The sequence below is a fragment of the Streptomyces sp. NPDC039424 genome (assembly GCF_055639495.1).
In genome coordinates this window covers 210294-236072 of sequence record NZ_JBVKAI010000004.1, presented here as the reverse complement: position 1 = coordinate 236072, position 25779 = coordinate 210294, and the positions used below count along the sequence as shown (strand labels likewise).

The 25779-nt window shown below is 72.1% G+C and carries 22 protein-coding genes and 1 tRNA gene; 11 read left to right on the top strand and 12 right to left on the bottom strand.

All coding sequences use genetic code 11. From position 1 onward, the window contains the following. Window positions 1-115 precede the first annotated feature (115 nt). Window positions 116-643: a universal stress protein gene (locus ACZ7L0_RS12430; protein WP_471242396.1), complete on the bottom strand. Its 528-nt coding sequence runs from the start codon at window positions 641-643 to the stop codon at window positions 116-118. A 334-nt stretch (window positions 644-977) separates the two neighbouring features. Here ACZ7L0_RS12430 and ACZ7L0_RS12425 point away from each other — a divergent pair, with 334 nt between their 5' ends. From ACZ7L0_RS12425 to ACZ7L0_RS12410, 4 genes are all read left to right on the top strand, one after another. Further along, window positions 978-1259: a hypothetical protein gene (locus ACZ7L0_RS12425; RefSeq protein WP_471242395.1), complete on the top strand. Its 282-nt coding sequence runs from the start codon at window positions 978-980 to the stop codon at window positions 1257-1259. A 377-nt stretch (window positions 1260-1636) separates the two neighbouring features. After that, window positions 1637-2815: a GlxA family transcriptional regulator gene (locus ACZ7L0_RS12420; protein WP_471242394.1), complete on the top strand. Its 1179-nt coding sequence runs from the start codon at window positions 1637-1639 to the stop codon at window positions 2813-2815. A 273-nt stretch (window positions 2816-3088) separates the two neighbouring features. Further along, window positions 3089-3691 (top strand): oligoribonuclease, encoded by a 603-nt coding sequence (gene orn / locus ACZ7L0_RS12415; protein ID WP_471242393.1) that lies wholly within the window; start codon window positions 3089-3091, stop codon window positions 3689-3691. A gap of 116 nt (window positions 3692-3807) precedes the next feature. After that, window positions 3808-3880, top strand: a tRNA-His gene (locus ACZ7L0_RS12410). 91 nt (window positions 3881-3971) lie between these two features. Here ACZ7L0_RS12410 and ACZ7L0_RS12405 read toward each other — a convergent pair. The 5 genes from ACZ7L0_RS12405 to ACZ7L0_RS12385 form a co-directional block, all read right to left on the bottom strand. Beyond that, window positions 3972-5027 (bottom strand): LacI family DNA-binding transcriptional regulator, encoded by a 1056-nt coding sequence (locus tag ACZ7L0_RS12405; protein ID WP_471242392.1) that lies wholly within the window; start codon window positions 5025-5027, stop codon window positions 3972-3974. A 172-nt stretch (window positions 5028-5199) separates the two neighbouring features. Beyond that, entirely contained in the window at window positions 5200-6657 is a 1458-nt protein-coding gene (locus tag ACZ7L0_RS12400) for a GH1 family beta-glucosidase (RefSeq protein ID WP_471242391.1), read from the bottom strand. Between the two features lie 152 nt (window positions 6658-6809). Then, on the bottom strand, window positions 6810-7730 hold the full coding sequence (locus tag ACZ7L0_RS12395; RefSeq protein ID WP_471242390.1) for a carbohydrate ABC transporter permease: 921 nt from the start codon (window positions 7728-7730) through the stop codon (window positions 6810-6812). 14 nt (window positions 7731-7744) lie between these two features. Next, window positions 7745-8737 carry a carbohydrate ABC transporter permease gene (locus ACZ7L0_RS12390; RefSeq protein ID WP_471242389.1) on the bottom strand — a complete coding sequence of 331 codons (993 nt, stop codon included), beginning with the start codon at window positions 8735-8737 and terminating at the stop codon, window positions 7745-7747. Window positions 8738-9003: 266 nt separating this feature from the next. After that, complete coding sequence (locus tag ACZ7L0_RS12385; protein WP_471242388.1) at window positions 9004-10323, bottom strand: ABC transporter substrate-binding protein; 1320 nt, start codon at window positions 10321-10323, stop codon at window positions 9004-9006. Window positions 10324-11005: 682 nt separating this feature from the next. Here ACZ7L0_RS12385 and ACZ7L0_RS12380 point away from each other — a divergent pair. Next, complete coding sequence (locus ACZ7L0_RS12380) at window positions 11006-12433, top strand: GH1 family beta-glucosidase (protein WP_471242387.1); 1428 nt, start codon at window positions 11006-11008, stop codon at window positions 12431-12433. 61 nt (window positions 12434-12494) lie between these two features. Here ACZ7L0_RS12380 and ACZ7L0_RS12375 read toward each other — a convergent pair whose 3' ends face one another. The 3 genes from ACZ7L0_RS12375 to ACZ7L0_RS12365 form a co-directional block, all read right to left on the bottom strand. After that, window positions 12495-13961: a glycoside hydrolase family 18 protein gene (locus ACZ7L0_RS12375; RefSeq protein ID WP_471242386.1), complete on the bottom strand. Its 1467-nt coding sequence runs from the start codon at window positions 13959-13961 to the stop codon at window positions 12495-12497. 110 nt (window positions 13962-14071) lie between these two features. After that, complete coding sequence (locus ACZ7L0_RS12370; protein WP_471242385.1) at window positions 14072-15487, bottom strand: sensor histidine kinase; 1416 nt, start codon at window positions 15485-15487, stop codon at window positions 14072-14074. Beyond that, window positions 15484-16191, bottom strand: a complete 708-nt coding sequence (locus tag ACZ7L0_RS12365) for a response regulator transcription factor (RefSeq protein WP_471242384.1) — start codon at window positions 16189-16191, stop codon at window positions 15484-15486. Before ACZ7L0_RS12365 ends, ACZ7L0_RS12370 begins: the two co-directional genes overlap by 4 nt. Before the next feature lie 108 nt (window positions 16192-16299). Here ACZ7L0_RS12365 and ACZ7L0_RS12360 point away from each other — a divergent pair, with 108 nt between their 5' ends. Next, window positions 16300-16824, top strand: coding sequence for a hypothetical protein (locus ACZ7L0_RS12360; RefSeq protein WP_471242383.1), 525 nt, complete (start codon window positions 16300-16302; stop codon window positions 16822-16824). Window positions 16825-16921: 97 nt separating this feature from the next. Here the strand turns inward: ACZ7L0_RS12360 and ACZ7L0_RS12355 are convergent, their stop codons facing one another. Then, window positions 16922-17791 (bottom strand): spermidine synthase, encoded by an 870-nt coding sequence (locus tag ACZ7L0_RS12355; protein ID WP_471242382.1) that lies wholly within the window; start codon window positions 17789-17791, stop codon window positions 16922-16924. Window positions 17792-17828: 37 nt separating this feature from the next. Continuing rightward, window positions 17829-18233 (bottom strand): hypothetical protein, encoded by a 405-nt coding sequence (locus tag ACZ7L0_RS12350; protein ID WP_471242381.1) that lies wholly within the window; start codon window positions 18231-18233, stop codon window positions 17829-17831. Window positions 18234-18473: 240 nt separating this feature from the next. Here ACZ7L0_RS12350 and ACZ7L0_RS12345 point away from each other — a divergent pair, with 240 nt between their 5' ends. Continuing rightward, on the top strand, window positions 18474-19922 hold the full coding sequence (locus ACZ7L0_RS12345) for a hypothetical protein (RefSeq protein ID WP_471242380.1): 1449 nt from the start codon (window positions 18474-18476) through the stop codon (window positions 19920-19922). Window positions 19923-19998: 76 nt separating this feature from the next. On the opposite strand, the gene ACZ7L0_RS12340 is transcribed toward ACZ7L0_RS12345, so the two are convergent. Continuing rightward, the gene (locus tag ACZ7L0_RS12340) at window positions 19999-20595 is read right to left on the bottom strand and encodes a histidine phosphatase family protein (RefSeq protein WP_471242379.1); all 597 of its coding nucleotides are present in this window, start codon (window positions 20593-20595) and stop codon (window positions 19999-20001) included. A 188-nt stretch (window positions 20596-20783) separates the two neighbouring features. On the opposite strand from ACZ7L0_RS12340, the gene ACZ7L0_RS12335 reads away from it, so the two are divergent. Genes ACZ7L0_RS12335 through ACZ7L0_RS12320 form a run of 4 tightly spaced genes read left to right on the top strand, consistent with a single transcriptional unit; the run spans window position 20784 to window position 25753 of the window. Continuing rightward, entirely contained in the window at window positions 20784-21740 is a 957-nt protein-coding gene (locus ACZ7L0_RS12335; protein ID WP_471242378.1) for a phosphatase PAP2 family protein, read from the top strand. Further along, entirely contained in the window at window positions 21637-22821 is a 1185-nt protein-coding gene (locus ACZ7L0_RS12330; protein WP_471242377.1) for a hypothetical protein, read from the top strand. Before ACZ7L0_RS12335 ends, ACZ7L0_RS12330 begins: the two co-directional genes overlap by 104 nt. Continuing rightward, window positions 22812-24416 carry a hypothetical protein gene (locus ACZ7L0_RS12325; RefSeq protein ID WP_471242376.1) on the top strand — a complete coding sequence of 535 codons (1605 nt, stop codon included), beginning with the start codon at window positions 22812-22814 and terminating at the stop codon, window positions 24414-24416. Before ACZ7L0_RS12330 ends, ACZ7L0_RS12325 begins: the two co-directional genes overlap by 10 nt. Continuing rightward, entirely contained in the window at window positions 24413-25753 is a 1341-nt protein-coding gene (locus tag ACZ7L0_RS12320) for an AAA domain-containing protein (protein ID WP_471242375.1), read from the top strand. Before ACZ7L0_RS12325 ends, ACZ7L0_RS12320 begins: the two co-directional genes overlap by 4 nt. Window positions 25754-25779: the final 26 nt, after the last annotated feature.

Here is a 25779-nt window from a genome sequence, read left to right as displayed (position 1 = left end):
CGTCGCGTTGTGTGGTGAGCGATATATGCCCTTCACAAAGGCACAAACACCTCTACGCGCCAGTAGATTCGCGCTGCGGCAAGGAAGTTGACGGTGAGTGGGATGGGCGTACGGGCTACGGGATGACCACCACGGGCCGCTTCGCCCGCTTGGCGAGCCGGCCGGCGACGGAGCCGAAGATCCGGCCGACGATCCCGTGCGTGGAGCCGACCACGATCGCGTCGGCCTCGTACTCCCGGCCCACCTCTTCGAGCTCGTGGCAGATGTCGCCGCCGCGCTCGACCAGGATCCAGGGCACCTCGGCCAGATAGTCCGCGCAGGCCAGCTCGAGACCCAGGACCTCGGTGCGGTGGTCGGGCACGTCGACGAAGACGGGGGGCTCGCACCCCGCCCACACCGTGGTGGGCAGCCGGTTGGCGACGTGGACGATGATCAGACCCGAGCGGGAGCGATGGGCCATGCCGATCGCGTAGGCGAGGGCGCGCTCACTGGACGTGGAGCCGTCGAAGCCGACGACGACTCCGTGCTTGAAGGCGGGATCGCAGGAAGGGCGTGTCTCTTCCGCCGCCAGGGGATCGGCCGCCGTGGGATCGGCGACCGGCCGCTTGCGGTCCGCGGGTTCGAAGAATTCGTGACCGGCCATGACTGTCTCGGCGTTGTGATCCTTGTATGGGTGGGACGACAGTGTGCGGCGGAGCTGTGTCCGGGAAACATCTTCCCAACCCCATACCCCCAAGGGTACGGCGGCAAGCTTCCTCAGCCCAGATCCCGCGCACGCTCCGTAGGGGGGTCCCTTGGAGCCCGTAGGGGTTCCCCGGAGCATGCACGAGCGACGCCCGTAACGCAATGGTTGCTGCCCCGTACAGGCGGTTTGCACAGGATTCAAACAGGTGCGGTCAAGTGCAGTGACCGACCGATCGAACACGCGTTGAACCCCGTGAGCCACCGCGGCAAGGAGTACGACCAGGGAGTGCGCGATGTCCGGACCCCGACCCACCAGTGACCCCCGCCCCGCCCCGGACACAGCCGGTGACGTGGTCCGCTGGGCGGCCTTCAGCTGCGTCCTCGTCCCCGTGGTCCTGCTCTGGTACGGCACATCCCTCGCCGGCGCCGCCGGCACCGCCCTGGGTCTCGCCGCCGTCACCGGCGTGTGCCGGATCCTGCTGCGCCGCTCGGAGCGCGGCGCGGGGCGCGGTACGGGGCGTGGCGCGGCCCGGGGAGGCGGACGTCACACCAAGGGTGGTACACCGGTCGACTGACCGGTTTCCGCGCACGCGCCCGTATGTTTTCAGCCAACTTCTCGACGCTGTACAAGAGGGCTGCGGAGCACCCCCCAACCCCCGTTCCACCTGCACGGAAAGGACCCAGAGGGTCCTGCGCACCCTACGCGGATTGGCCACTGCGACGAGGCGTACTTCCCTGCACGGCCCACGAGTGCAACGCTTCGTGATCGAATGCTTCACGCCAAGTTGTCATGTCGACAATGTGCCGCGTGTCGAACTGGCCACCGCGACACCGCGGGACCCAGTAGATTCGATCTTGATGTCTTATGGCGGGGGACTCGTGCAGGACCAAGGGGAAACGTGCAGGAGCGACACAACCGAGGAGCCGCGACCACCGAGGGGGGCTTAGCAGTATGAGCCACGACTCCACTGCCGCGCCGGAAGCCGCGGCCCGGAAGCTGTCCGGGCGACGTCGCAAGGAGATCGTCGCGGTGCTGCTGTTCAGCGGCGGGCCCATCTTCGAGAGTTCCATACCATTGTCGGTGTTCGGGATCGACCGCCAGGACGCCGGAGTGCCGCGCTACCGACTGCTGGTGTGCGCCGGCGAGGAAGGCCCGCTGCGGACCACAGGGGGCCTGGAACTCACCGCGCCGCATGGCCTGGAAGCGATCTCACGGGCGGGCACGGTCGTCGTACCGGCCTGGCGTTCGATCACTTCTCCGCCACCGGAAGAGGCGCTGGACGCACTGCGCCGGGCGCACGAGGAGGGCGCGCGCATCGTGGGCCTGTGCACCGGCGCCTTCGTACTGGCGGCGGCCGGCCTGCTGGACGGCCGTCCGGCCACCACGCACTGGATGTACGCGCCGACGCTGGCCAAGCGCTATCCGTCGGTGCACGTCGATCCGAGAGAGCTGTTCGTGGACGACGGCGATGTGCTGACGTCCGCCGGGACGGCGGCCGGAATCGACCTGTGTCTGCACATCGTGCGCTCGGACCACGGCAACGAGGCGGCGGGCGCGCTGGCCCGGCGCCTGGTGGTACCGCCGCGCCGCTCGGGCGGCCAGGAGCGCTATCTCGACCGGTCTTTACCAGAGGAGATCGGCGCCGACCCGCTCGCCGAGGTCGTCGCCTGGGCGCTGGAGCATCTGCACGAGCAGTTCGACGTGGAGACGCTGGCGGCGCGGGCCTATATGAGCCGGCGCACCTTCGACCGCCGCTTCCGGTCCCTGACCGGCAGCGCGCCGCTCCAGTGGCTGATCACCCAGCGCGTGCTCCAGGCACAACGCCTGCTGGAGACCTCGGACTACTCCGTGGACGAGGTCGCGGGCCGCTGCGGGTTCCGGTCCCCGGTGGCCCTGCGCGGTCACTTCCGGCGCCAGTTGGGCTCCTCCCCCGCCGCCTACCGGGCCGCCTACCGCGCCCGCCGGCCGCAGGGCGACAAGCCCGGTGACCCGGAGCCCGCGCTGCCCTCGCCCTCGCCGGGCGGGGGGATGGGGCCGGTGCCGGCTCTGTTGCATCCGGAGGGTGGGGTACCCATGCAGACGCGACGCAGTCTCTCGGCCAGTGTGCCGGGGCCGCGCAGCGGCATCTGACGGCGAGGGGGTTCGGGGCTACGCCCCGGGCCCCCTTCTCGGTACCCCGGACACCCTGGGGCTCCGCCCCTGCACCCCTCGCGGATCGCCTCTCAACCCCGGTCGGCACCATCCAGCCCGTCCGGCGTTTGAGGACGAGGCCGTTCAGGCCGAAGCGGGGGTCTGGGGGCGGCGGCCCCCAGGGCGGGGTCACCGGCGCCGCGGCCGCTCAGCGCCGACAAGCTCGCCGCAGGTGAGGCTCAGCTCGGGGCGGCGACCCGTAAGGTTAGACACATGAACGATCGCATGGTGTGGATCGACTGCGAGATGACCGGCCTCTCGCTGTCCGACGACGCGCTCATCGAGGTAGCCGCCCTCGTCACCGACTCCGAGCTGAACGTACTCGGCGAGGGAGTGGACATCGTCATCCGGCCGCCGGATCAGGCGCTGGAGACGATGCCGGAAGTGGTGCGTCGGATGCACACCGCGTCCGGGCTGCTGGCGGCACTCCCCGGCGGGACCACGCTGGGGGACGCCGAGGAGCAGGTCCTGGCGTACGTACGGGAGCACGTGAAGGAGCCCGGCAAGGCCCCGCTGTGCGGCAACTCCGTCGGCACCGACCGCGGCTTCCTGCTCCGGGACATGCCGACGCTGGAGGACTACCTCCACTACCGGATCGTCGACGTGTCCAGCATCAAGGAGCTCGCCCGCCGCTGGTACCCGCGCGCCTACTTCAACAGCCCGGAGAAGAACGGCAACCACCGCGCCCTCGCCGACATCCGCGAGTCGATCGCCGAACTGCGCTACTACCGCGAGGCCATCTTCGTACCACAGCCCGGTCCGGACTCCGACACCGCGAAGACGATCGCCGCCAAGCACGTCCTGCCCGCTCAGTAGGCCCCCGCAGGGTCCCGGGAGGGGCGCCGCGAAAAGCCTGGCGCGAGCACCCCTTCGGACCCTGTACACTTTTTCTCGGCCGGTCGGGAAAACCACTAGGTGAACCGCCGGACATGGTGGGTGTAGCTCAGCTGGTAGAGCACCTGGTTGTGGTCCAGGATGCCGCGGGTTCGAGTCCCGTCACTCACCCTGAGTGATCAGCCGGTGACTCCGTCGAAAGACGGGTCACCGGCTGATTCGTTTGTCAACGTCCCCTCGTGCCCCCGCCGGGCCGCCCCGGTCAGGACGAGGCGCGTGGCACCAGCTCCGTGGGCAGCACCGCGTGCCGGCGCTCCGGCCCCCGGGAGACGGCCGGGCGGCGGTCCGCGATCTCGGCGAGCAGGAGATCTATCATCGCGCGCCCCATCTCCTCGATGGGCTGGCGGACGCTGGTGAGCGGCGGGTCCATGTGGCGGGCGATGGCCGAGTCGTCGTAGCCGACCAGGGCCACGTCGTCCGGGATGCGGCGGCCCGCCTCGCGCAGCACCTGGCGAGCGCCGGACGCCATGACGTCCGAGCCGGCGAAGACCCCGTCCAGGGCGGGATTGCGCTCCAGCAGCCGCGTCATCGCACGACGGCCGCCCTCCTCGGTGAAGTCGCCCGGTTCAATGAGGAGTTCCTCCGCGCGGCGGCCCGTGTCCAGCAGGGCGTCACGGTAGCCGTCGACGCGGCGCTGGGCGCCGTACACGTCGAGGCGGCCGGTGATGTGGGCGATCGTGCGGCAGCCGCGGGCCAGCAGGTGCTCCACGGCCGAGCGGCCGCCGCCGTAGTTGTCCGAGTCCACCGAGGTCAGCGTCTCCGCGGCCGAGCGGGGGCCGCTGATCACCGCGGGGATCTCCAACTGGGCCAGCATGTCGGGCAGCGGGTCGTCGGCGTGCACCGAGACCAGCAGGACGCCGTCCACCCGGTGTGCCGCCAGATACTGGGCCAGCCGCTGCCGCTCCCGGTCGCTGCCGGCGAAGATCAGCAGCAACTGCATCTCGGTCTCGGAGAGTTCGGCGCCGACGCCGCGCAGCATGTCCGAGAAGTACGGTTCCGCGAAGAAGCGGGTCTCCGGTTCGGGGACGACCATGGCGATCGCGTCCGTGCGGTTGGCCGCGAGGGCGCGGGCGGCGGTGTTGGGCACGTAGCCGAGTTCGGCCACCGCCGCCTCCACGGCCGCGCGGGTCGCGTCGCTGACCCGGGGCGAGCCATTGATCACCCGTGACACCGTGCCGCGGCCGACACCGGCGCGGGCAGCGACTTCCTCCAGGGTCGGCCGCCGACCGCCCCGGCTCTGCTCACCCTTGACCGCCATGGTCGCCGCCTTCCGTTCGCAGCTTTCAGGCCAGGAATGTAACAGCCGTGGCCCGGCTGCCTCCGCCCCCATCGTCCCTCGTGACCGGGGCCTCCTCCCGCCGGGCGGGCATGGGCCGTCGCGGGGCGCCGCCGGTTCCACGGCGGCGCCCCGCGGACCGGTCGGTGCGGCCTCAGTCCTGCTCGCCGGCGGCCGGCAGCGCGTTGCTCCGGATCACCTCGGCGTACCAGTGGGCGCTCGCCTTGGGGATGCGGCGCTGGGTCGAGTAGTCGACGTAGACGGCGCCGAAGCGCTTCGAGTAACCGTAGGACCATTCGAAGTTGTCCAGCAGGGACCACAGGAAGTAGCCGCGGACGTCCGCTCCGTCGGCGACGGCCCGTCGGACGGCTTCCAGGTGGGAGTGCAGGTAGGCGATCCGCTGCGGGTCGTTCACCCGGCCCTCGGGGGAGATGTAGTCGTCGAAGGCGGCGCCGTTCTCGGTGATCATCAGCGGCAGCCCCGGGTGCGAGGCCGCCAGACCGGTCAGCAGCGTGTGCAGCCCGCTGGGGTCGATGGCCCAGTTCATCGCGGTGAGCTCGTCGTTGGCGAGGTGGAAGGCGACGTCTTCGGAGCCGGTCCACGGAGAGTGGTCGCTGGCGCCGTGACCGTCGTTCCTGGTGCTGCCGTCGCCGTCGGCGGCCGCGGAGACCACGGTCGGCGAGTAGTAGTTGACGCCGAGCAGGTCGATGGGGCGGGAGATCTCGGCCAGGTCGCCGTCGTGCACCAGCTGTCCCCAGTCGACCAGGTGCGCGGTGTCGGCGAGCAGGTCCTCGGGGTAGGCGCCGTCCAGGACGGGGCCGGTGAAGATCCGGTTGCCGACCGCGTCGATGCGGCGTGCGGCCTCGGCGTCCTCGGCGGTGTCGGTGAGCGGGCGCACCTGGTGCAGGTTGAGGGTGAGGGAGGTCTGCGCGGACGTCGGCAGGGTCGAGCGCAGCACCCCGATCGCCTGGCCGTGGGCCAGGTTGAGGTGGTGAGCGGCGCGCAGGGTTGCGGCCGGGTCGGTGCGCCCCGGGGCGTGCACGCCGGAGCCGTAGCCCAGGAAGGCAGAGCACCAGGGCTCGTTGAGGGTGGTCCACAGTCCGACGCGGTCGCCGAGGGACCGGCCCATGATCTCGGCGTAGTCGGCGAAGCGGTGGGCGGTGTCGCGGTGCGGCCAGCCGCCGGCGTCCTCCAGTTCCTGGGGCAGGTCCCAGTGGTAGAGGGTGGCGACGGGGGTGATGCCCGCTTGGAGGAGTTCGTCGGTGAGCCGGCGGTAGAAGTCCAGGCCGCGCTCGACGGCGGGCCCGCGGCCGGTGGGCTGCACCCGGGACCAGGAGACGGAGAATCGGTAGGCCTTGATCCCGAGGTCCTTCATCAGGGCCACGTCGTCGCGGTACCGGTGGTAGTGGTCGGCAGCGATGTCACCGGTGTCGCCGTTGCGGACCTTCCCGGGGGTGTGGCTGAAGGTGTCCCAGATGGAGGGGGTCCGGCCGTCCTCCGCGGCGGCGCCCTCCACCTGGTACGCGGCGGTGGCGGCGCCCCAGACGAAGCCCGGCGGGAAGGAGGTGTCCGGGGCCGGCCGGGCAGTGGTCTCGGTTCGTACGGCGGTCATCGTGAGAACGCTCCCAAAGTGGCGTGGGGAAAGGGTCGGACAGGGGACCGGCTGCGGGAAGCGGGCAGGGCTGCGGACGCGGAGGCCCGGCCGGGTACGGCCCGCGTGCGGAGCGGGCCGTACGGGACGGCCGGTGGGGCGGCGGCCGCGCGTCAGCCCTTGACGGCGCCCGCCATGATGCCTCCGACGATCTGCTTGCCGAAGATCACGAAGACCAGCAGCAGCGGCAGGGTGCTGATCAGCGCACCGGCCATGACGATGCTCTGGTCGGGGGTGTAGGAGGCGCTGAGCTGGCCGAGCGCCACCTGGAGGGTGGGGTTCTCCTGGTTCAGGGCGAGGAAGGGCCAGAAGAAGTCGTTCCACGCCTGTACGAAGGTGAGCATGCCGAGCACCATCATCGCGGGCCGGGCCGCGGGCAGGACCACGTTCCACACGATGCGGATGTTGCTGGCCCCGTCCACCTTGGCCGCCTCGATGAGCTCGTAGGGCAGGGCCTCCAGCAGGTACTGGCGCATGAAGAAGACGCCGAAGGCGCCGACGAGGGTCGGGAAGATCACCGACTCCAGTTTTCCGCCCCAGCCGATGTCCGCCATCATCATGAACAGCGGGACGACGCTGAGCTGCGGCGGAATCGTCAGGGTGGCGATGACCGCGGTCATCAGGGCGCCCCGGCCGCGGAAGCGCATCTTGGCGAAGGCGTAACCGGCGAGGGTGCAGAAGAACAGGGTGGCCGCGGTGATGCAGCCGGCCACGATGACGCTGTTGACGATGGCCTTGCCCAGGTGGGCCTGCTCCCAGGCCGACTGGAGGTTGCTCCACAGCCGGCCGCCCGGTACGAGCGGCGGTGGGCTGTCGAGGACCCGCTGCTGGTCGTGGGAGGCGGCCACCAGCGTCCAGTACAGCGGGAGGATCGAGCCGAGGCCGACGATGATCAAGGCGGCGTAGGTGAACGGGCCGCCCTTGAGCTGCTGGCCGGCGCCGAGCTTGAGACGGCTGCGGCCCTTGTCCGGGGTGGTGGTCAGCGGTGCCGGGTCGAAGTCCGGCGCGATCTTGGTGGGGCTGGTCGTGGTCATCGATTTCGCTCCCGTCAGGCCGCGCTCTTGCGCACGAACCGGCCGACGATCCAGTTGATCAGGGCGATGAGCAGCAGCAGGACGAGCATGGCCCAGGCCACGGCCGCGGCCGGACCCAGATGTCCCAGCTTCCAGCCGTAGTTGAAGAGGTAGATGCTGAGCGTCTCGTACTGGTGCTCGCTGCCTCCGATGGAGCCGAGCGTGCCGCCCTGCAGCAGCAGCGGCTCACCGAACAGCTGCATGGAGCCGATGGTCGAGATGACGATGGTGAACAGGATCGTCGGCCGCAGCGAGGGAATGGTCACCTTGCGGAACTGCTGCCAGCGCGTCGCTCCGTCGATCGAGGCCGCCTCGTACAGATCGGTCGGCACGGCCTGCATGGCCGCCAGGTAGATCAGCGCGTTGTAGCCGGTCCAGCGCCAGATGACGATGACCGAGATGGCGATCTTGGACGTCCACTCACCGTTTCCCCAGTCGGTGTTGCCGGCGCCGAAGAAGTGCAGCACCCAGTTGAGGATGCCGCCGTCGGCCCGGAAGACCAGGGCGAAGACCAGGGCCGCGGTCGCCACGGAGGTGGCGTACGGGGTGAGGATCACCGTCCGCCAGAACGTGCTGGCCCGCAGCTTGTAGTTGAGCAGGTGGGCCAGGCCCAGCGCCACGAGCAGCTGCGGAACGGTCGAGATGACGCCGATCAGGAAGGTGTTCGTGACGGCCGTCCAGAACTCCGAGTCCTGGAGGATCTTGGCGAAGTTGTCGAAGCCGACCCACTCCGACTGGCTGAGGCTCGTCATCTCCACCCGGTGCAGGGCGATCCAGCCGGTGTAGAGCATCGGGTAGAGCCCGAAGGCGCCGAAGACGAGGAAGAAGGGAGCGATGTACGCGTAGGGGGACGCGATGTCGTCGAAGCGCCACAGCCGGGCGCGCCAGGTGCCGCGTCCGCCGGACGCGGCGCCGGAGCCGCCGGACGGCGGGGTGTGGGCACCCCGTGTGGGGGTTGTCGTTGCCACGGGGGGAGTTCCTTCCCTCGGGATTCGGCCGGGTACCTGCGGGAGACGAGTTCGCGGGACGCGGTGCCGCGGCGTCCGGTGCGTGCTCTCGCCGGACGGACGCCGGCCCTCGTACCCGGGCGGGGTACGGGGGCGGGTGGCCGCACGACGGGAGTGGCTGCCGGACGCCGCGCGGCCGGACCGGCGTTCGACACTTGAGGTCCGGTGCGGGTGCCCCCCGCGCGCCGCGGTGCGGGCGGCCGGTGGGGCCGCCCGCACCGCCGGTATCAGCCGATCACCTTGTCGATCGTCTCGATCGCGGCCTTCCAGGCGTCAGCGGGCTTGGTGCCGCGCTTCTCCATGTTGTTGATCTGCGTGGAGATCGTGTCCTTGATCGTGGCGTCCTTCGGGCCGAGCACGGCCTCGGGGATGGACCCGGCCTCGTCGGCGTAGATCTGGCCGATCGGGGCGTTGTTGAAGTAGGGGAGCTTCGCGTCCTTCACGGCGGCGAGCTCGTAGGCGCCCTTGTTCGACGGGAAGACACCGATCGCCTTGAACACGGCGGCCTGCTGCTCCGGGGCGGTCAGCCACTTGACCAGGTCGGTGGCCTCCTTGACGTGCTTGCCGCTCTTGGGCACGGCCAGGAAGGAGCCGCCCCAGTTGGCCGCGGTGGAGCCGGGCGCACGGGCGATGTCCCACTTGCCCTTGTAGGAGTCACCGGAGTTGATGGAGATCTGGCCGGCCATCCAGGCGGGGCACGCCACGGTGGCCACGGTGCCCTTGCGCAGTGCCGCCGTCCAGGCGTCGGTGAACTGGGGCAGGCCCTGGCTCAGCTTCTTCGACGCGGCCTCGGCGGCCAGGTCCCAGCCCTGCTGGACGGAGGAGCTGTCCTTGTAGATCGCCTTGCCGTCGGCGTCGTAGTACTGCTTGTCGGAGGAGCTGACCACCGCGTTGTACATGGCGCTCGCGGAGTCCATGAAGAAGGTGCCGGAGGGAGCCTTCTTCTTGTACTGGTCACCGAGCTTGAGGTAGTCCTCCCAGCCGCCCTCGACGGCCTTGGCGACGGCTTCGCGGTCGGTCGGCAGGCCCGCCTTCTCGAAGAGGTCCCTGCGGTAGCACAGGGACATCGGACCGATGTCGGTGCCGGCGCCTATGACGGTGCCGTCCTTGGCGGTGGCCTGCTTCTCCTTCCAGGAGACCCAGTCGCCCACGTTGATGGCCTTGCTCAGGTCGGCGAACTTGGTCGCCTGGGTGTCGACGACCTCCTTGATGCGACCGACCTCGATACCGGTGACGTCCGCCAGGCCGCTGCCCGTGTTCAGCTGCTGAAGGAGCTTCGGGTAGTAGTCCTGCTCGTTGGTGGTGGTGTCTTCCTTCACCGTGATGTTCGGGTGCAGCTTGTGGTACTGGGCGAACAGGCCCGCTTCCTTATAGCCGAACTGCCCGAAGTCGGCCACCTTGAGAGTGATGTTCCCGTTGGAGTCCGAGGTGTCCGAGTCGCCGTCGTCGCTGCAGCCGGTCAGCAGCAGGGCCGAGGCCGTCAGGACCGATGTGGTCAGGGCCGCTGCTCTGCGGCCGCGACCGCCGCCGGTACGGGTGATGCGCATTCCACTACTCCTTGTTCCAGTGGGGAACGGGATCTCAGGAATCAGACCGCCGGGGTCCGACAGTCCGGACCTGCCCTCTCGATTCGAGCAGCGGCCGGCCCACCGCACTCGGTTGTGCGGTGAAAAGGTGCTGGTCAACGGTGTGCCAAGGGAGACAGAGGGAAGGGCCGTTAGGTGGTTCGGTCCACAGAGGAGCAAGCCCCCGACTGCCCGTGGGACCGCTCCCACGCGGCATGCCGGAAGACTCGTTCCTGCCGGGCCACGTGTCAAGACTTGAAAACGGCGTTGTTGCGCAAGCGTGTTTTGCACGTCACGGGAATGTGTCGCACCGCTGCCGGTCGACATCCCGGCACCGGCCCGCCCCCGACCGGGGTCCGCGCAGGTCAACGGCGGATCCGCCCCCGAAACAAGGGGGTTGGGCCCTACGCCGGAGCCGCGGCCGGATTTTTTCGGGCCGGAACGAGGCGCGCTCCCACCGAAACGCCGGAAGGTGAACGATGGACCTTGCCGAACAGCCACCCGGGAGCGGGGACATCCGACACCCGGCCCCGCAACACCGTGGCCGCCGAGGCCGGTTGCCGAAGACCGGCCGCACCACGGCGCACCTCCTGCCCCGCCCTCCCTTTTGCCGTGGGAGCGCTCCCATGCATAATGAGGCCACCCGACTCATGGGAGCGATTCCATGCCCGACCCGAAGACCGTGTCCTTCCCTGCCGCCTTCCTCTGGGGCGCCGCGACCTCCGCCTACCAGATCGAGGGGGCGGTGCGGGAGGACGGCCGCACCCCCTCGATCTGGGACACCTTCAGCCATACGCCGGGCAAGACGGCCGGCGGTGACCACGGTGACATCGCCGTCGACCACTACCACCGCTACCGCGAGGACGTCGCGCTGATGGCGGAGCTCGGCCTGAGCGCGTACCGGTTCTCCGTCTCCTGGTCGCGGGTGCAGCCGACGGGCCGGGGCCCGGCGGTCCAGGTGGGCCTGGACTTCTACCGCCGCCTGGTGGACGAGCTGCTCGCGCACGGCATCAAGCCGGCGCTCACCCTCTACCACTGGGATCTGCCGCAGGAGCTGGAGGACGCGGGCGGCTGGCCGGAGCGGGACACGGCGTACCGCTTCGCCGAGTACGCGCAGATCGTCGCCGAGGCGCTCGGCGACCGGGTGGAGCAGTGGACCACGCTCAACGAGCCGTGGTGCAGCGCGTTCCTCGGGTACGGCTCCGGGGTGCACGCCCCCGGCCGTACGGACCCGGCGGCAGCGCTGAAGGCCGCGCACCACCTCAACCTGGCCCACGGCCTGGGCACCTCGGCGCTGCGCTCGGTGATGCCGGCCCGCAACACGGTCGCCGTGAGCCTCAACTCCTCGGTCGTGCGCACCATCTCCCAGGATCCGGCGGACCTGGCGGCGGGCCGCCGGATCGACGACCTGGCCAACGGTGTCTTCCACGGCCCGATGCTGCACGGCGCCTACCCGGAGACGCTGCTGGAGGCGACCTCGCCGGTCACCGACTGGTCGTACGTCCAGGGCGGCGACCTGAGCGCGATCAACCAGCCGCTGGACGCGCTGGGCCTGAACTACTACACCCCGGCACTCGTCTCGTCGGCCGGTTCCGAGGTGCGCGGACCGCGCGCGGACGGGCACGGGGCGAGCGACCACTCCCCCTGGCCCGGGGCGGACGACGTGGCCTTCCACCAGACCCCCGGCGACCGTACGGAGATGGGCTGGACGATCGACCCGACGGGCCTGCACGACCTGATCATGCGCTACACGCGGGAGGCACCGGGGCTGCCGCTGTACATCACCGAGAACGGCGCGGCGTACGACGACAAGGTGAACGACGACGGCCGCGTCCACGACCCCGAGCGCATCGCCTATCTGCACGGCCATCTCTCGGCGGTGCGCCGGGCCATCACGGACGGCGCGGACGTGCGCGGCTACTACCTGTGGTCCCTGATGGACAACTTCGAGTGGGCGTACGGCTACGGCAAGCGGTTCGGCGCGGTGTACGTCGACTACGCAACGCTCGCCCGGACACCGAAGTCGAGCGCGCTGTGGTACGCCCGGGCGGCCCGCACGGGGGCGCTGCCGCCGGTGGAGACGGCGCTCTGACGGCCCGAGGCGCGGCACTTGGAGGGGGGTGCCGCGCCCCGTCGTGGGTGTGTGCCGCCGGTCAGTCGAACGCGCGGAAGGCCTTCGAGAACGCGAAGCCGTCCTGGACGATCGAGCTGCAGGTGGCGTCGGCGGAGGGCTTGGCGCCGCCCGCGCACTGCTTGTCGCGGGTCGCGGACCACATCGACAGCCAGCCGAGGCCCTTGGACTTGGCGAAGTTCACCAGCTGGGTGGCGTCGTCGACCTTGAAGACCTCGGCGGAGACGTCGTTGACGCCGATCATCGGGGTGACGGCGATCGTCTTCCAGGCGGCGGAGTCGGAGAGGCCGAGGACGCTCTTCACCTGTGCCTGCGTCGCGGTGGCCGCCTGTTCGGCGTAGGTGCCCATGTCGCCGTTGTACGCGGGGCCGTAGTCCATCGCCATGATGTTGACGGCGCTGATCCTCACGCCGTGGGACTTGGCGTCGGACAGGAGGTTCACCCCGTCCTGGGTGAGGCCCTCGGGCATCACCGGGAGCGTGTAGGAGACGTCCAGGCCGGGGTGCTGGGCCTGGAGCTTGGCGATGGCCTGGGCGCGGCGGGTGTTCGCGGCCGTGTTGGGCAGGGCGCCGCCCTCCACGTCGAAGTCGACCTTGGTGAGCTTGTAGGCGTCCACGGCCTTGCCGTACGCCGTCGCCAGCGCGTCCGCCGACGAGCAGGTGGTGGCCAGTTCGGAGCCGGAGGCGCCGCCGAAGGAGACGCGGACGTCGCCTCCCTTGGCGCGCAGGGCGCCGATCTGGGCGGCCACACCGTCGCTCGCCAGATCCGTCACCCCGCCCCACTTGGGCGTGCAGCCGCCGCCGTCCGTGACGAAGGCGAGGTTGTAGTTCTTCACGCCGGTCGCGTCGGCACTGGCGACCAGGTCGAAGGCCGGGTAGAGGGAGGTGTCGACGTACGGGGCGAACCCGGCGGAGGTGGTCGTGCCGCTGCCGGGGGTCTGGGACGGGGAGGCGGTGGCGGTGGGCGTGGGCGTGGCGCTCTTGGTCGGGGTCGCCGTGGGAGTCGGCTTCGCCGTCGGGGTGGGCGCCTCAGTGGGCCGGCCGCTCGGCTCGGGGGTCGCGCTGCCGTCGGCGGAACAGGCCGCCTTGTCGATGCGACAGCCCGTCGGGGCACCCGTGCCGTCGGCCACGAAGCCGACCGTGACCGACTTGCCGGGTGCCAGGCCGTCGGTGTCCCACTTGGCGGGCTTCACCGTGATGTGCCGGCCGCTCACCTCGGATTCGCCGTTCCAGAGGGAGCTGAGCTTCGTGCCCGCCGGGAGGTCGAACTCCAGGGTCCAGTCCTTCTCCGTCTGACCGGTGTTGTTGGTGACGACGTACTGCGCGGTGTAGCCCGTCGACCAGTCGCTGGTCTTCGTGTACGCGGCGCCGACGCCGGCCGCCTGCGCGGTGCCGGTGAGCAGGACGGCTCCGCCGCCGACCACGGCCGCGGCGACGAGACCGCCTATCGCCTTGTTCCTGCCACTGATCCTGCGCCGGTGCGTGCTCATCGCGTGCCTGCCTTCGCTGTCCACGGGGAGTGAGGTGCGGCAGCACGCTAGCGATCCGGAATCGGGCAAAAGGCCTGATACGGATCGGTGTTGAGGATCTTAGGGTGCGCTTAAGGAAGGGATCGGGGACGGTTAAAGGTAGAGACCAATTTGCCGGGGCGGCGACGGCGCACCGCGCCCCGGTGCCCCCTGCGGACCGGCTCCCGCCCGTCCACCTGGATCCAGATCCGCACCTCCGTGCCGCCCAGCACCGAGGAGCCGATCCGTACGTCCCCGCCGGTCGACTCGGCGAGCCGGCGCACGATGTCCAGGCCGAGGCCGGTGGAGCCGTCTGTTCCGGAGCCCCGGCCACGGGCCATGGCCGCCTCGGGGTCGGATATGCCGGGGCCCGCGTCGGAGACCAGGACGATCACCGCGTCCTCGCCGTTGTGCACGTCGACCGCGAAGGCCGTGCCCTCGGCGGTGTGCCGGAAGACGTTGCCGAGCAGCGCGTCGAGCGCGGCGGCCAGGTCGGGGCGGGCCACGGGTATGCGCACGGGCCGGTCGACCCCCGCCACCCGCCACTTGCGGCCCTCGTCCTCGGCGAGCGCGGACCAGAACTCCATCCGCTGCCGGACGACTTCGGCCGCGTCGCACCCGGCGCCCGGTCCGGCGGCCGCGGTCTGCGGCTTGGCCTCGCGGGCGGTGCGGATGATGGTGTCGACCTCGCGTTCGAGCTGGGCGACGGCGGTCCGGGTCTGCTCGGCGGCGGGTCCCTCACCGAGCGAGGCCGCGTTCAGCCGGAGCACGGTCAGCGGGGTGCGCAGCCGGTGGGAGAGGTCGGCGGCCAGCTCGCGCTCGTTCGCCAGGAGCTGGACGACCTGGTCGGCCATGGAGTTGAACGCGACCGCCGCCAGCCGGAGTTCGTTCGGCCCCTCCTCCGGCACCCGTGCGCCCAGCTTGCCCTCCCCCAGTTCGTGCGCGCCCTCGACCAGCCGTCGCGCGGGCCGCACCATCCGCACCCCGAGCCGGTCGGCGACCGCGACCGAGCCGACGACCAGCGCGGCGCCGACGGCGGCCAGCACCGCCCAGGCCGTGCCGACGCCGTTGCTGACCTCGGCCTCCGGGACGTACACCTCGACGACCGCGATGGCGCCGGAGCTCAGCGCCACAGGCTGGAGCAGGGTGGAGCCGCCGGGGACCTCGGTGGTGGAGGCGCGGCCGAGTTTCCGCACGGTCGCGATGTCCCGGTCGGCCGCGCGCCGCCGGCCGATGTCGACGGCGGCCCCGCCCGCCCCCGCCTCGTCGGACGCCGGTATGTGCACCGCCATGTCGGTGTCCGAGCCGGCCGAGGCCACCACGCGCTCCAGCTTGTCGCGGTCGGTGGTGATGGACAGGGCGGGCGCGATCGCCGCGGCCTCCCGCTCGGCGTTGGAGAAGGCGCGGTCGCGGGCCATCTCCTTGACGACCAGCCCGAGCGGCACCGCGAAGGCGACCACGACCATCGTGGTGACCGCGAGGCAGACCTTGACCAGCGCCCACCTCATCGCACCGGCTCCGCTTCCCCGGGCGGTTCCAGCTTCACGCCGACCCCGCGCAGGGTGTGCAGATAGCGCGGCCGGGCCGCCGTCTCCCCCAACTTCCGCCGCAGCCAGGACAGATGGACGTCGATGGTCTGGTCGTCGCCGTACGACTGCTGCCACACCTCGGCCAGCAGCTCCTTGCGGGGGACGACGACCCCGGGCCGGCCGGCCAGGAAGGCGAGCAGGTCGAACTCGCGGCGGGTGAGGTCGAGGCGCGCCCCGTCCAACTCGGCCTGCCGGCGCAGCGGGTCGACGCTCAGGCCGCCCACCCGCAGGACGCTGGACGGTGGAGCTTCCCCGGTGGCGGCCCGGGAGCGTCTGAGGACGGCGGCGATGCGCGCGGAGAGGTGCTCGACGGAGAACGGCTTGGTCAGGTAGTCGTCCGCCCCTGCGTTGAGCAGTCGGACGACCTCCGTCTCGTCGTCCCGCGCGGTGGCGATGATCACGGGCACGTCCGTGATGCCGCGCAGCATCTTCAGCGCCTCGGACCCGTCCAGGTCGGGCAGGCCGAGGTCCAGGATGACCACGTCGAAGCGGAGATGGGCGACCTCGCGCAGCGCCTCCAGCGCCGTACCGACGCTGCGCACGGTGTGCGAGGCGTCGGTGAGGTGCCGGATGAGCGCGGAGCGTACGAACTGGTCGTCCTCGACCACGAGCACACTTGCCATGCGCCGCACCGTACGCCATGCGGGAGGGCCGGGTGCGGGCCTGTGGACAACTCCGAGCATGTACCGACCAAGTGCAACTCCTGGGACCGGTGAGGCAGTATGGCCGCGATGCGCAGAGGACTCGTACACGTACTGGCGTGGTCGCTCGCCACGGGCGCGGCGGTCACGCTGTCGTGGTGGGGCGTGCACACGGTGATGGCGGGCACGGCCTACGACCCGCCGCGCGCCCTGCCGATCACGGCTGCGGACGCGACCGAACAGGGCTCCAAGCCGCTGGCGTCGTCGACCTCCCGGCCCCCGTCCCCGTCCCTCTCCCCGTCCAGGACACCACGGAACACCTCGTCGGCGTCCGGCACTCCGACTCCCTCGCGGACCCCGGCGACCACGCGGCCCCCGTCGCGGACCGCGTCCGGACAGGTCAAGAGCTACGACACCGACGGCGGGCGGGTGGTCTTCGACATCAGGAAGGCGGACGCGACGCTCGTATCGGCGACCCCGGGCGCGGGCTGGTCGATGCAGGTGTGGAAGACGGAGTCGTGGATCCGGGTGGAGTTCGGCTCGGGCGCGGATCGGGTCTCGGTGTTCTGCACGTGGCACGACGGGCCGCCGCGCGTGGAGGTGGGCACGTACTGAGACGGCCATCGAGCGGCGGAAAGTGAAAGACGACCAGATATGGACAGACGCCATCCGCCCCTGCTGTCGCGGTGGTTGGTTTTCTGAACCCGGCAGGTCAGCGGAAGACCGACGGTGGCGGAGCCGGTGAGGCCACCGCTGCCGCGTCCGTGACCGGGACGGCTCCTCCGGTGAAGGCGAGCAGCGCCTTGCCGTGCTCGACCCGGGCGGGGTGCGGGTCGGAGGCGGCCCGGCGGGTCAGCTCGGCGACCGGGAGCGGGCGGGCGGCGGCGACCAGGACGGCGTTGCCGAACCGCTTGCCGCGCAGCACGGCCGGGTCGGCGAGCAGCGCCAGCTCGGGGAAACGGGCGGCGGCGGTGGCGATCTGGCCGCGCAGATGGGCGAGTGGGGGGCCGTCGGCGAGGTTGGCGGCGAAGACACCGTCGGCGCCGAGGGCCCGGCGGACCTCGTCGAGGAACTCGGTGGAGGTGAGGTGGGCGGGGGTGCGGGCGCCGCTGAACACATCGGCGATGACCAGGTCGGCCCAGCCGTCCGGCACCTTGGCCAGGCCCTCGCGGGCGTCCAGTGACCGCACCCGGATCCGGGCGGCGGGGTCCAACGGCAGCTCGCGCCGTACCAGTTCGACGAGCTTCGCGTCCCGCTCGACGACCTGCTGGGTGGAGCGGGGACGGGTGGCGGCCACATAGCGGGCCAGGGTGAGCGCCCCGCCCCCGAGGTGCACGGCGTGCACCGGCCGGCCGGGCGGTGCGACGAGGTCGATGACGTGCCCGAGCCGCCGCTGGTACTCGAAGGAGAGGTACGCCGGGTCGTCGAGGTCGACGTGCGACTGCGGGGCCCCGTCGATCAGCAGGGTCCAGGCCCGGTGGCGGTCCCGGTCGGGTATCAGCTCGGCGAGGCCGCCGTCGACGTCCGCGACGACGGCTTCGGCGCCCGCTTGTCTGCGCCGGGGGTTCCTGGACTTGCCCATGGGGCCATTTTCGCAGGGCCCCGGGGGGTGGTGCCGCTCAGCTGCAGCCGTCGGCCGCCCTGATCAGCCGTGCCGCCTCTCCCAGGGCGCGTCTGAGGACGGCGGGATCCGTCGCGGGATCCGCCTCCCCGGGCGGCACCAGCCAGTCCGAGCCCTCGACCGGCGGCTCGGGGTTCAGGCTCAGGCCGCGCCCGATGGTCTGCGTACAGGTGCTCCCGGGGACGTCCCATGCGGCGGCGGTCCCCGGCGGCACCAGGAAGCCGAGCGTGTCGCACCCGTCGTCGTGCAGCACGGGCCCCACGGCGTCCCCGTCCGCACGCCGGCGCAGGATGTCGACCGCCTCCAGGCCCTGCCGCGTCGGCACGGTCACCACATCGCAGGCCGTCGCCGACGGCGCACAAGGATCGTTGCTCCGGCTGGTCTCCATCCCGGCCTCCACCACGCAGCCCTCATTGCAGTCCACAGGGTCCAACGCGAAACGGCGTCAACGGCTACGGCACAAGTCAGCCGCAAAGGATGGCACTTCATGGCAGATCCTGTATGAGATATCCGGTTTGTAGCCAAACACAGCGTGGCGAGTCCGGCACAACCGGTACGTTCTTGCCCGCCGGAACCGGGGCGTCACGCGACAACTCGTACCCGACCCGGCATGGTTCGACGGTTCGCACGAGAGGACCCGGCCATGGCGTCGTCAATGGTGACCTCGTCGCAGCCCGACCGGCCAGCACGGCCGAACCTCGCCTTCCGGCAGCTGCGCGGCCGGCGCTCACCGGCCGAGTTCGCCGCGCTGGTACGGCGGGCCGCCCGTGAGATCGGTGAGCGGGTGAGCTGTGACGCGCGCTACGTCGGCCGGGTCGAGGCGGGTGAGATCCGCTGCCCGAACTACGCGTACGAACGGGTGTTCCTGCACATGTTCCCCGGCCGCACGCTCGCCGACCTGGGCTTCGCGCCCCGCTCGTCCGTCCGCGGACGCGGGGCGCGCCCGGCGGGGGAGGCACCTCCCCCGCGCCCCACCCGTGCGACGTATGTCACGGGTGAGACGCGGGGGGCCTCGGAGCCGTATGACACGCAGGACCCGTACGACACGCACGAGTACCACGAGGAGAGCGACGTGCTGCGTCGCGCATTCATGACGGGCGGAGGCGCCACCGTGGCCGCCGCCACGCTGGGCCCCCTGGGGCTCACCATCGACGCCGCGGCGGCGGACCGGCCGGTGCGCCGCGCCGGGTCCTCGGAGGCCGCCGCCCTGGAGGAGGCCGTCCGCCGGATCCGGCTGCTCGACGACCGGCACGGCGCGGACGGCCTCTACCGGCGCGCGGCGGCCCCACTGCGCGCCGCGTACGAGCTGCTGGACGCCGGCGCGACCCGGCAGACGACCGCCGACCGGCTGCACTCCGGCGCCGGTGAACTCGCCATCTCGGTGGGCTGGCTGGCGCACGACTCCGGCCGCTTCGACGACGCGCGCTCGCACTACGCGGAGGCGCTGGCGACCGCCAGGATGACCGGGGACCCGGCCCTGGAGGCGCACGCCTTCTGCAACACGGCCTTCCTCGCGCGGGACGCCGGACGGCCGCGGGAGGCGGTACGGGCGGCGCAGGCCGCACAGCGGGTCGGACGGTCGCTGGGGTCCGACCGCCTGATGTCGCTGCTGGCGCTGCGCGAGGCGGGCGGCTGGGCGGGGCTCGCCGACCGCACCGGCTGCGAACAGGCGCTCGTACGGGCGCAGGCCCTGTACGAACGGGGCCGCTCGGACGCCGACCCCGAGTGGATGAGCTTCTACGGAGAGGCCGAACTGGAGGGGCTGGAGGCGCAGTGCTGGTCGACGCTGGGTGACTGGACGCGGGCGGCACGGCACGCGCGGCGGGCCGCGCAGCTCCAGGATCCCCACTTCACGCGGAACATCGCGCTGTACACGGCGGAGCTCGCGGACGACCTCGCGCGCGGGGGGCGGCCGGACGAGGCGGCGGTGGCCGGGTGCCGGGTGCTGGAACTGCTGGACCAGGTCCAGTCCTCCCGGATCCAGACGATACTGGCGGGCACCGCGCGGGTACTGCTTCCGCACCGGCGGGCCTCGGGGGTGGCGGAGTTCCTGGAGCGGCACGCCTCCCTGCCGCGTTCGGTACGTACGTAGCCCTTCGGTACGTACGTACCTGTTCGGCGTGTACGTGACTGTTCGGTGCGTAAGGGACGTGCGGCCGGGCGCGGCGCTATCCGGCCAGGTGCCCCAGATCGTTCCAGCTCTCGATCGCCGGTTCCCCGTAAGCCCAGCCCAGCACGGACAGTGAGGTCGGGTTGAGGCGGATCCGGGCGGCGAAGTCCAGGGGCAGGCCCAGCCACCTCGCGCCGATGGACCGCAGGATGTGCCCGTGGGCGAAGACCAGGACGTCACGGTCGGCGGAACGGGCCCAGGACACCACCTCGTCCGCGCGGGCCGTCACCTCGGCGAGGGTCTCCCCCTCGGGGACGCCGTCCCGCCAGATCAGCCAGCCGGGGCGAACGGCCTGGATCTCCTCGGGGGTCATGCCCTCGTAGGCGCCGTAGTCCCACTCCAGCAGCGCGTCCCAGGAGGCCGCCCGCTCGCCGAACCCGGCGAGTTCGCACGTGTCACGCGCGCGTGCCAGCGGGCTGGTGCGCACCTCGGCCTCGGGAAGGCCCTCGAAGGGCGCGCGGTGCAGCCGCTCGCCGAGCAGTTTGGCGCCGCGCCGGCCCTCCTCCAGGAGGGGCACGTCGGTCCTGCCGGTGTGCTTGCCGGACAGCGACCAGGCCGTCTGTCCGTGCCGGGCCAGCAGGATGCGCGGTGCCATGGGGAACCCTTCCGGGAGAAACCTGAGGTGGAGCCCCTCCATCATCGCGCACGCCATGCCCGCGCAACCCGGTGGGCGATCTCAGCGTCTCTCAGGGCTGAAGCGGCGCTCAAGGGCGAAGCGGTAAGCCGTAAAGTGGCACGGCCGGCCCAGCAGGTGCCGTGGACGAGAAGGGGGAGGGCGATCGGATGCCGCAGACCGAGACACCGGGCACCGAGGTGTCCCCACGGACAACCCGGCTGCGCTGGTGGACCGAACTGCCGCTGATCGTGCTGGTGTACGCCTGCTACTCGGCCGGCCGCCTGCTCGCGCGGGGGAACGTCTCCAGCGCCGTCGACCACGGCCTGACGATCCTGCGCGTCGAGAAGGCCCTGCACCTCAACGCCGAGAATCCGCTCAACCGCCTGTTCACACGCGAGGCGTGGCTCGGCGTACCGGCCGACTTCTGGTACGCGTCGCTGCACTACCTCGTCACGCCCGCGATCCTCGTCTGGCTGTTCCGGTCCCGCAGCCGGTACTACCGAGCGGCCCGCACCTGGCTGATGACGTCCACCTTCATAGGTCTGATCGGCTTCACCCTGCTGCCCACCTGCCCGCCCCGCCTCCTCTCGGCGGGCCACGGCTTCGTGGACACGATGGCCCGGTACAGCTCGTACGGCTGGTGGGGCGGTGAGGCCAGCGCCCCACGGGGCATGGGCGGGATGACCAACCAGTACGCGGCGATGCCGAGCCTGCACGTGGGCTGGGCGCTGTGGTGCGGAGTGATGCTGTGGCGGTACGGCGGCACCCGCCTCGCCAAGGCCGCCGGCGTCGCCTACCCGCTGCTGACCGCGATCGTCGTCATGGGCACCGCCAACCACTACTTCCTGGACGCGGCGGCGGGCGTGGCCGTGATGGGCGTCGGGCTGCTGCTGGCGCCCTACGTGACGCGCGGCGTGGACCGGCTGCGGGCCCGGCTGGTGCCGGGCGCCTCGGTGGTCACGGCGGGCTCCGAGGGCACAGGCGCCCCGATTGTCAGTGGCGGATGCCAGACTTCCCCGGGTGAGCGAATTCCACGGCAGCGCGAGTCGCGGCTCGAACCCGGAGCCGAGCCGGACGCCGCCCCCACCGACGCGGGGGACGGCGCTGCGGCACCGGCTCGCTGAGCTGCGCGGCCCCGAGGTACCGGCCAAGGCACTGGACGCGCGCGCCCTCGCGGCACTCGCCGCGAACCCGGGGTGCAGACGGCGCGCGATCCTGGACGGCGCGGGCGTCGACAAGGCGGCCCTGGCGAGCGCGCTGGGGGCGCCGTCCGCGTTCGGGCAGTCGCAGTTCGCCCTGACCCGGGGCAACGCGTTCGAGGCACGGGTGAAGGCCGACGGCGGCGCGGAGCTGCTGCGCCTGGTGCACGCCCGGCTGGACCCGGGCGCCGAACCGCCGCGGGAGGCCCACGTCCCCGACCTGTCCGCGGCCGGCCCCTCGGGGCGTACGGCGCGTACGGCGCTGGCGCTGCGCGAGGCCGCCGAGGCGGGCGGCTGGACGCTGCTCGACCATCCGATGCTGGCGCTGGAGGTGGCCGGCTCCCCGGCGTTCCTGGAACCGGACGCGGTGGTGGTGCACCCGGACGGCAGCTGGACGGTCGTGGAGATCAAGTCCTTCCCGATGCTGGACGGTTCGGCGGACCCCGCGAAGGTGGGCGCGGCGGCCCGGCAGGCCGCGGTGTACGTGCTCGCCCTGGAGGACGTCGCGGGACGCCTCGACCCCGCCCCGCGCGTGCGGCACCGGATCCTGCTGGTCTGCCCGAAGGACTTCTCCAACCTGGCCACCGCCTCCGCCGTCGACGTCCGCAAGCAGCGTGCGGTCACCGCCCGCCAGTTGGCGCGGCTCACCCGTATCGAGGACATCGCCGGCAGCCTCCCCGAGGGCACCTGCTTCGCCCCCGGTCTGCCCGCCGAGGAGCTGACCGCGGCGGTCCAGTCGGTCCCGGCGACCTACGCGCCCGAGTGCCTGGCCGCCTGCGAGCTGGCCTTCCACTGCCGGGAACGCTCCCGTACGGCCGGCGCGGTGACCACGCTGGGCCGTCCGGTCCGCGCCGAACTGGGCGGGCTGACGACAGTGGAGGAGGTCCTGGCGGCGGCCCGCGGCGACCTCGGCGACCCGGACGATCCGGCGGTGGCCGCGCTGCGCAGGGCGGCGGCCCTGCGGGCCGAGGCGCTGTCCGGCCGGGAGGTGGCCGCGTGTCCCTGATCGCCACGCTCGCCCGGCTGGAGGCCGTCAGCACCGGCCGCGCCCGGCCCACCGCCACCGTCCGGCACCGGCATCTGTCCGACCGGCCGCTGGTGTTCGTGCCGCTCACCACCGCCGGTGAGGCCGGTGCCCCGCTCGGGGCGCTGGTCGGCACCGACCGGGACGCGCCGCGCCTGCTCGTCGTACCGCAGCCGCGCGACCGCGACCTGCGCTTCGCGTTCCTCGCCGAACTGGCCGACATCGTCCTGCCGTACGTCGACTCCTTCGCCGACGACGTGGAGGCGGCCGAGCGCACCGAGACCGACCCGGAGACCGGAAAACGGGTCAAGGTGGAGGTCGACCTGTGCGCCGACGCCCCGCAGCTGATCGTGCCCAGCCGGGCGGGCGTGGAGTTCGTACGGCTGCTCGGGCGCTCCATGCGGTTCAGGCGCACGGCGGAGCAGGAACCGGAGGCGCCCTATCCGGCGCCGCCGAGGGTGCCGTTGCTCGGGCGGTGGCTGACCCACTTCGGGGAGCGGGCCCGGGTGCCCGGTTCCTCCCTGCTGCCGGCCCTGACGGATGTGCTGGCGAGACACTGGGCGACCGGGCAGTCCAGCCTGGAGGACCAGCACCTGGGGGCGCTGCTCGCCTGGATCGACCCTCCGGAGGGTGCGACGGGCGCCGAGGCGGCGCTGCGGGCCGAGCTGGCGCGGGACCCGGACGGCCAGTTGCTGTGCCCGCCCGCGGGCCCGGCGACCGACCCGGCGTTCGACAACAAGCTGCTCGCCCCCGCCCTGGAGCGCTACGACCGGGCCCGCACCGCCCTCGCCGCCGCCGAGGACGGCCTGGAGGCGGACGCCCGGCTGGGCGCGCTCACCGCGGCCGAGCAGCAGATCCGCGCCTTGGTGGAGAGCCGCACGCGGCCCACCTGGGACGCGGTGTGGCGCGGGATCGACCTGCTGCGGGCCCTGCCGGAGGGGGGGCACGTCGAGGAGCGGTGGACCCGCGACCGCTGGTCGTTCACCGGCCACCGCGACCGCGTACGCGCCGGGGAGCCCCCGCAGCCGCGCCGCGACGACGCGGTGACGGCCGCCAACAAGCTGGCCACGCGGGAGCGGGAGCAGGCCCGGCTGGAGGCACAGGAGGCGCTCGACGACCCGCTGGAGATGGCCGGGCGACGGCTGGCCGGGGAGGCGTTCGCGGGCGAGGTCACGGACGTCGTGATGGCGTACAGCGAGGGCAAGCGGCCCAGTCCGCGCCCGCTGGTGACCGTGCGCACGGACGACCGGCCGCACCTCGGGGAGCGGGTCAAGGTGTACCGGTCGCTGGGCGGGAAGCCGCAGGCGGCCGAGTTCGTCGGGTTCGCCGGGGCCGAGGGCGAGGGACTCGTGGTGCTGCGGATCGTCGACAAGATGGGCCGCGGCAAGGAGCCCGAGCCCGGGTCCGTGCCGGAGAAGGGCGACCGGATCTGCTTCACCCTGTTCGAGCACGAGCAGCGCGGCGGGGCGAAGCTGCCCGACACGGAGGAGACGCCGTGGACGCACGGCGGGCCGCCGGGCGAGACGGCGACCGTGCCGGAGTCCGCCGATCCCGTCACCGAGGAGGACGTGCTGTGACCACCGAGGCCGTGTTCGACCCCGGGGCCGCGGCCACGCGGGCCACCGACGCGATCCTCCACGACACCCTGCACGGCACCCACCGGGGTGTGGTCGTGGACTCCCCGCCGGGCGCCGGCAAGTCCACCCTCGTCGTCCGCGCGGCGCTGGAACTCGCCGACGCGGGACGCCCGCTGATGGTGGTCGCGCAGACCAACGCCCAGGTCGACGACCTGGTGCTGCGGCTCGCCGAGAAGAACCCCGACCTGCCCGTCGGCCGTCTACACAGCAGCGACACCGACCCCTACGACAAGGCGCTGGACGACCTGCCGAACGTACGGAAGTCGGCGAAGGCGGGCGATCTGGCCGGGATCCCGGTCGTGCTGTCCACCGCCGCGAAGTGGGCGCACGTCAAGGCGGACGAGCCGTGGCGGCACGCCATCGTCGACGAGGCGTACCAGATGCGCTCGGATTCGCTGCTCGCCGTGGCCGGGCTGTTCGACCGGGCGCTGTTCGTGGGCGACCCCGGCCAGCTGGACCCGTTCGCGATCGTGGGCAGCGAGCAGTGGGCGGGCCTGTCGTACGACCCGTCCGCCTCGGCCGTGACCACCCTCCTCGCGCACAACCCCGAGCTGCCCCAGCACCGCCTGCCGGTGTCCTGGCGGCTCCCGGCATCCGCCGCACCCCTGGTCTCCGACGCCTTCTACCCGTACACCCCCTTCCGCAGCGGCACGGACCACGGCGACCGCCGCCTCACCTTCGCCGTCCCCTCCGACGGCTCCGGCCCCGACCGGGTGATCGACGAGGCGGTGGCCTCCGGCTGGGGGCTGCTGGAGCTGCCCGCGCGGCACACCCCGCGCACGGATCCGGAGGCGGTACGGGCCGTGGCCACGGTGGTACGACGGCTGCTGGACCGGGGTGGCGCGGCGACCTCGGAACGCTCACCCGACCCGGCCCCCCTCACCGCCGACCGGATCGCCGTCGGCACGGCCCACCGGGACCAGGCGGCGGCGGTGCGGGCGGCGCTGGCCGAGCTGGGCGTGGCCGATGTGACCGTGGACACGGCGAACCGGCTGCAGGGGCGGGAGTTCGACGTCACGGTCGTCCTGCACCCGCTCTCCGGCCGCCCCGACGCCACCGCCTTCCACCTGGAGACGGGCCGCCTGTGCGTCCTCACCTCCCGGCACCGCCAGGCCTGCATCGTGGTCTGCCGCGCCGGAGTGAGCGAACTACTGGACGACTATCCGTCGACCGAGCCGGTCCAGCTGGGGACGGTGGTGAAGTTCCCTGATGGCTGGGAGGCCAACCACGCGGTGCTGGCGCGGCTGGCGGAACACCGGGTGGTCTGGCGGCGTTGAGCCGTTGTTCAGCGGAGCCTTGTGCC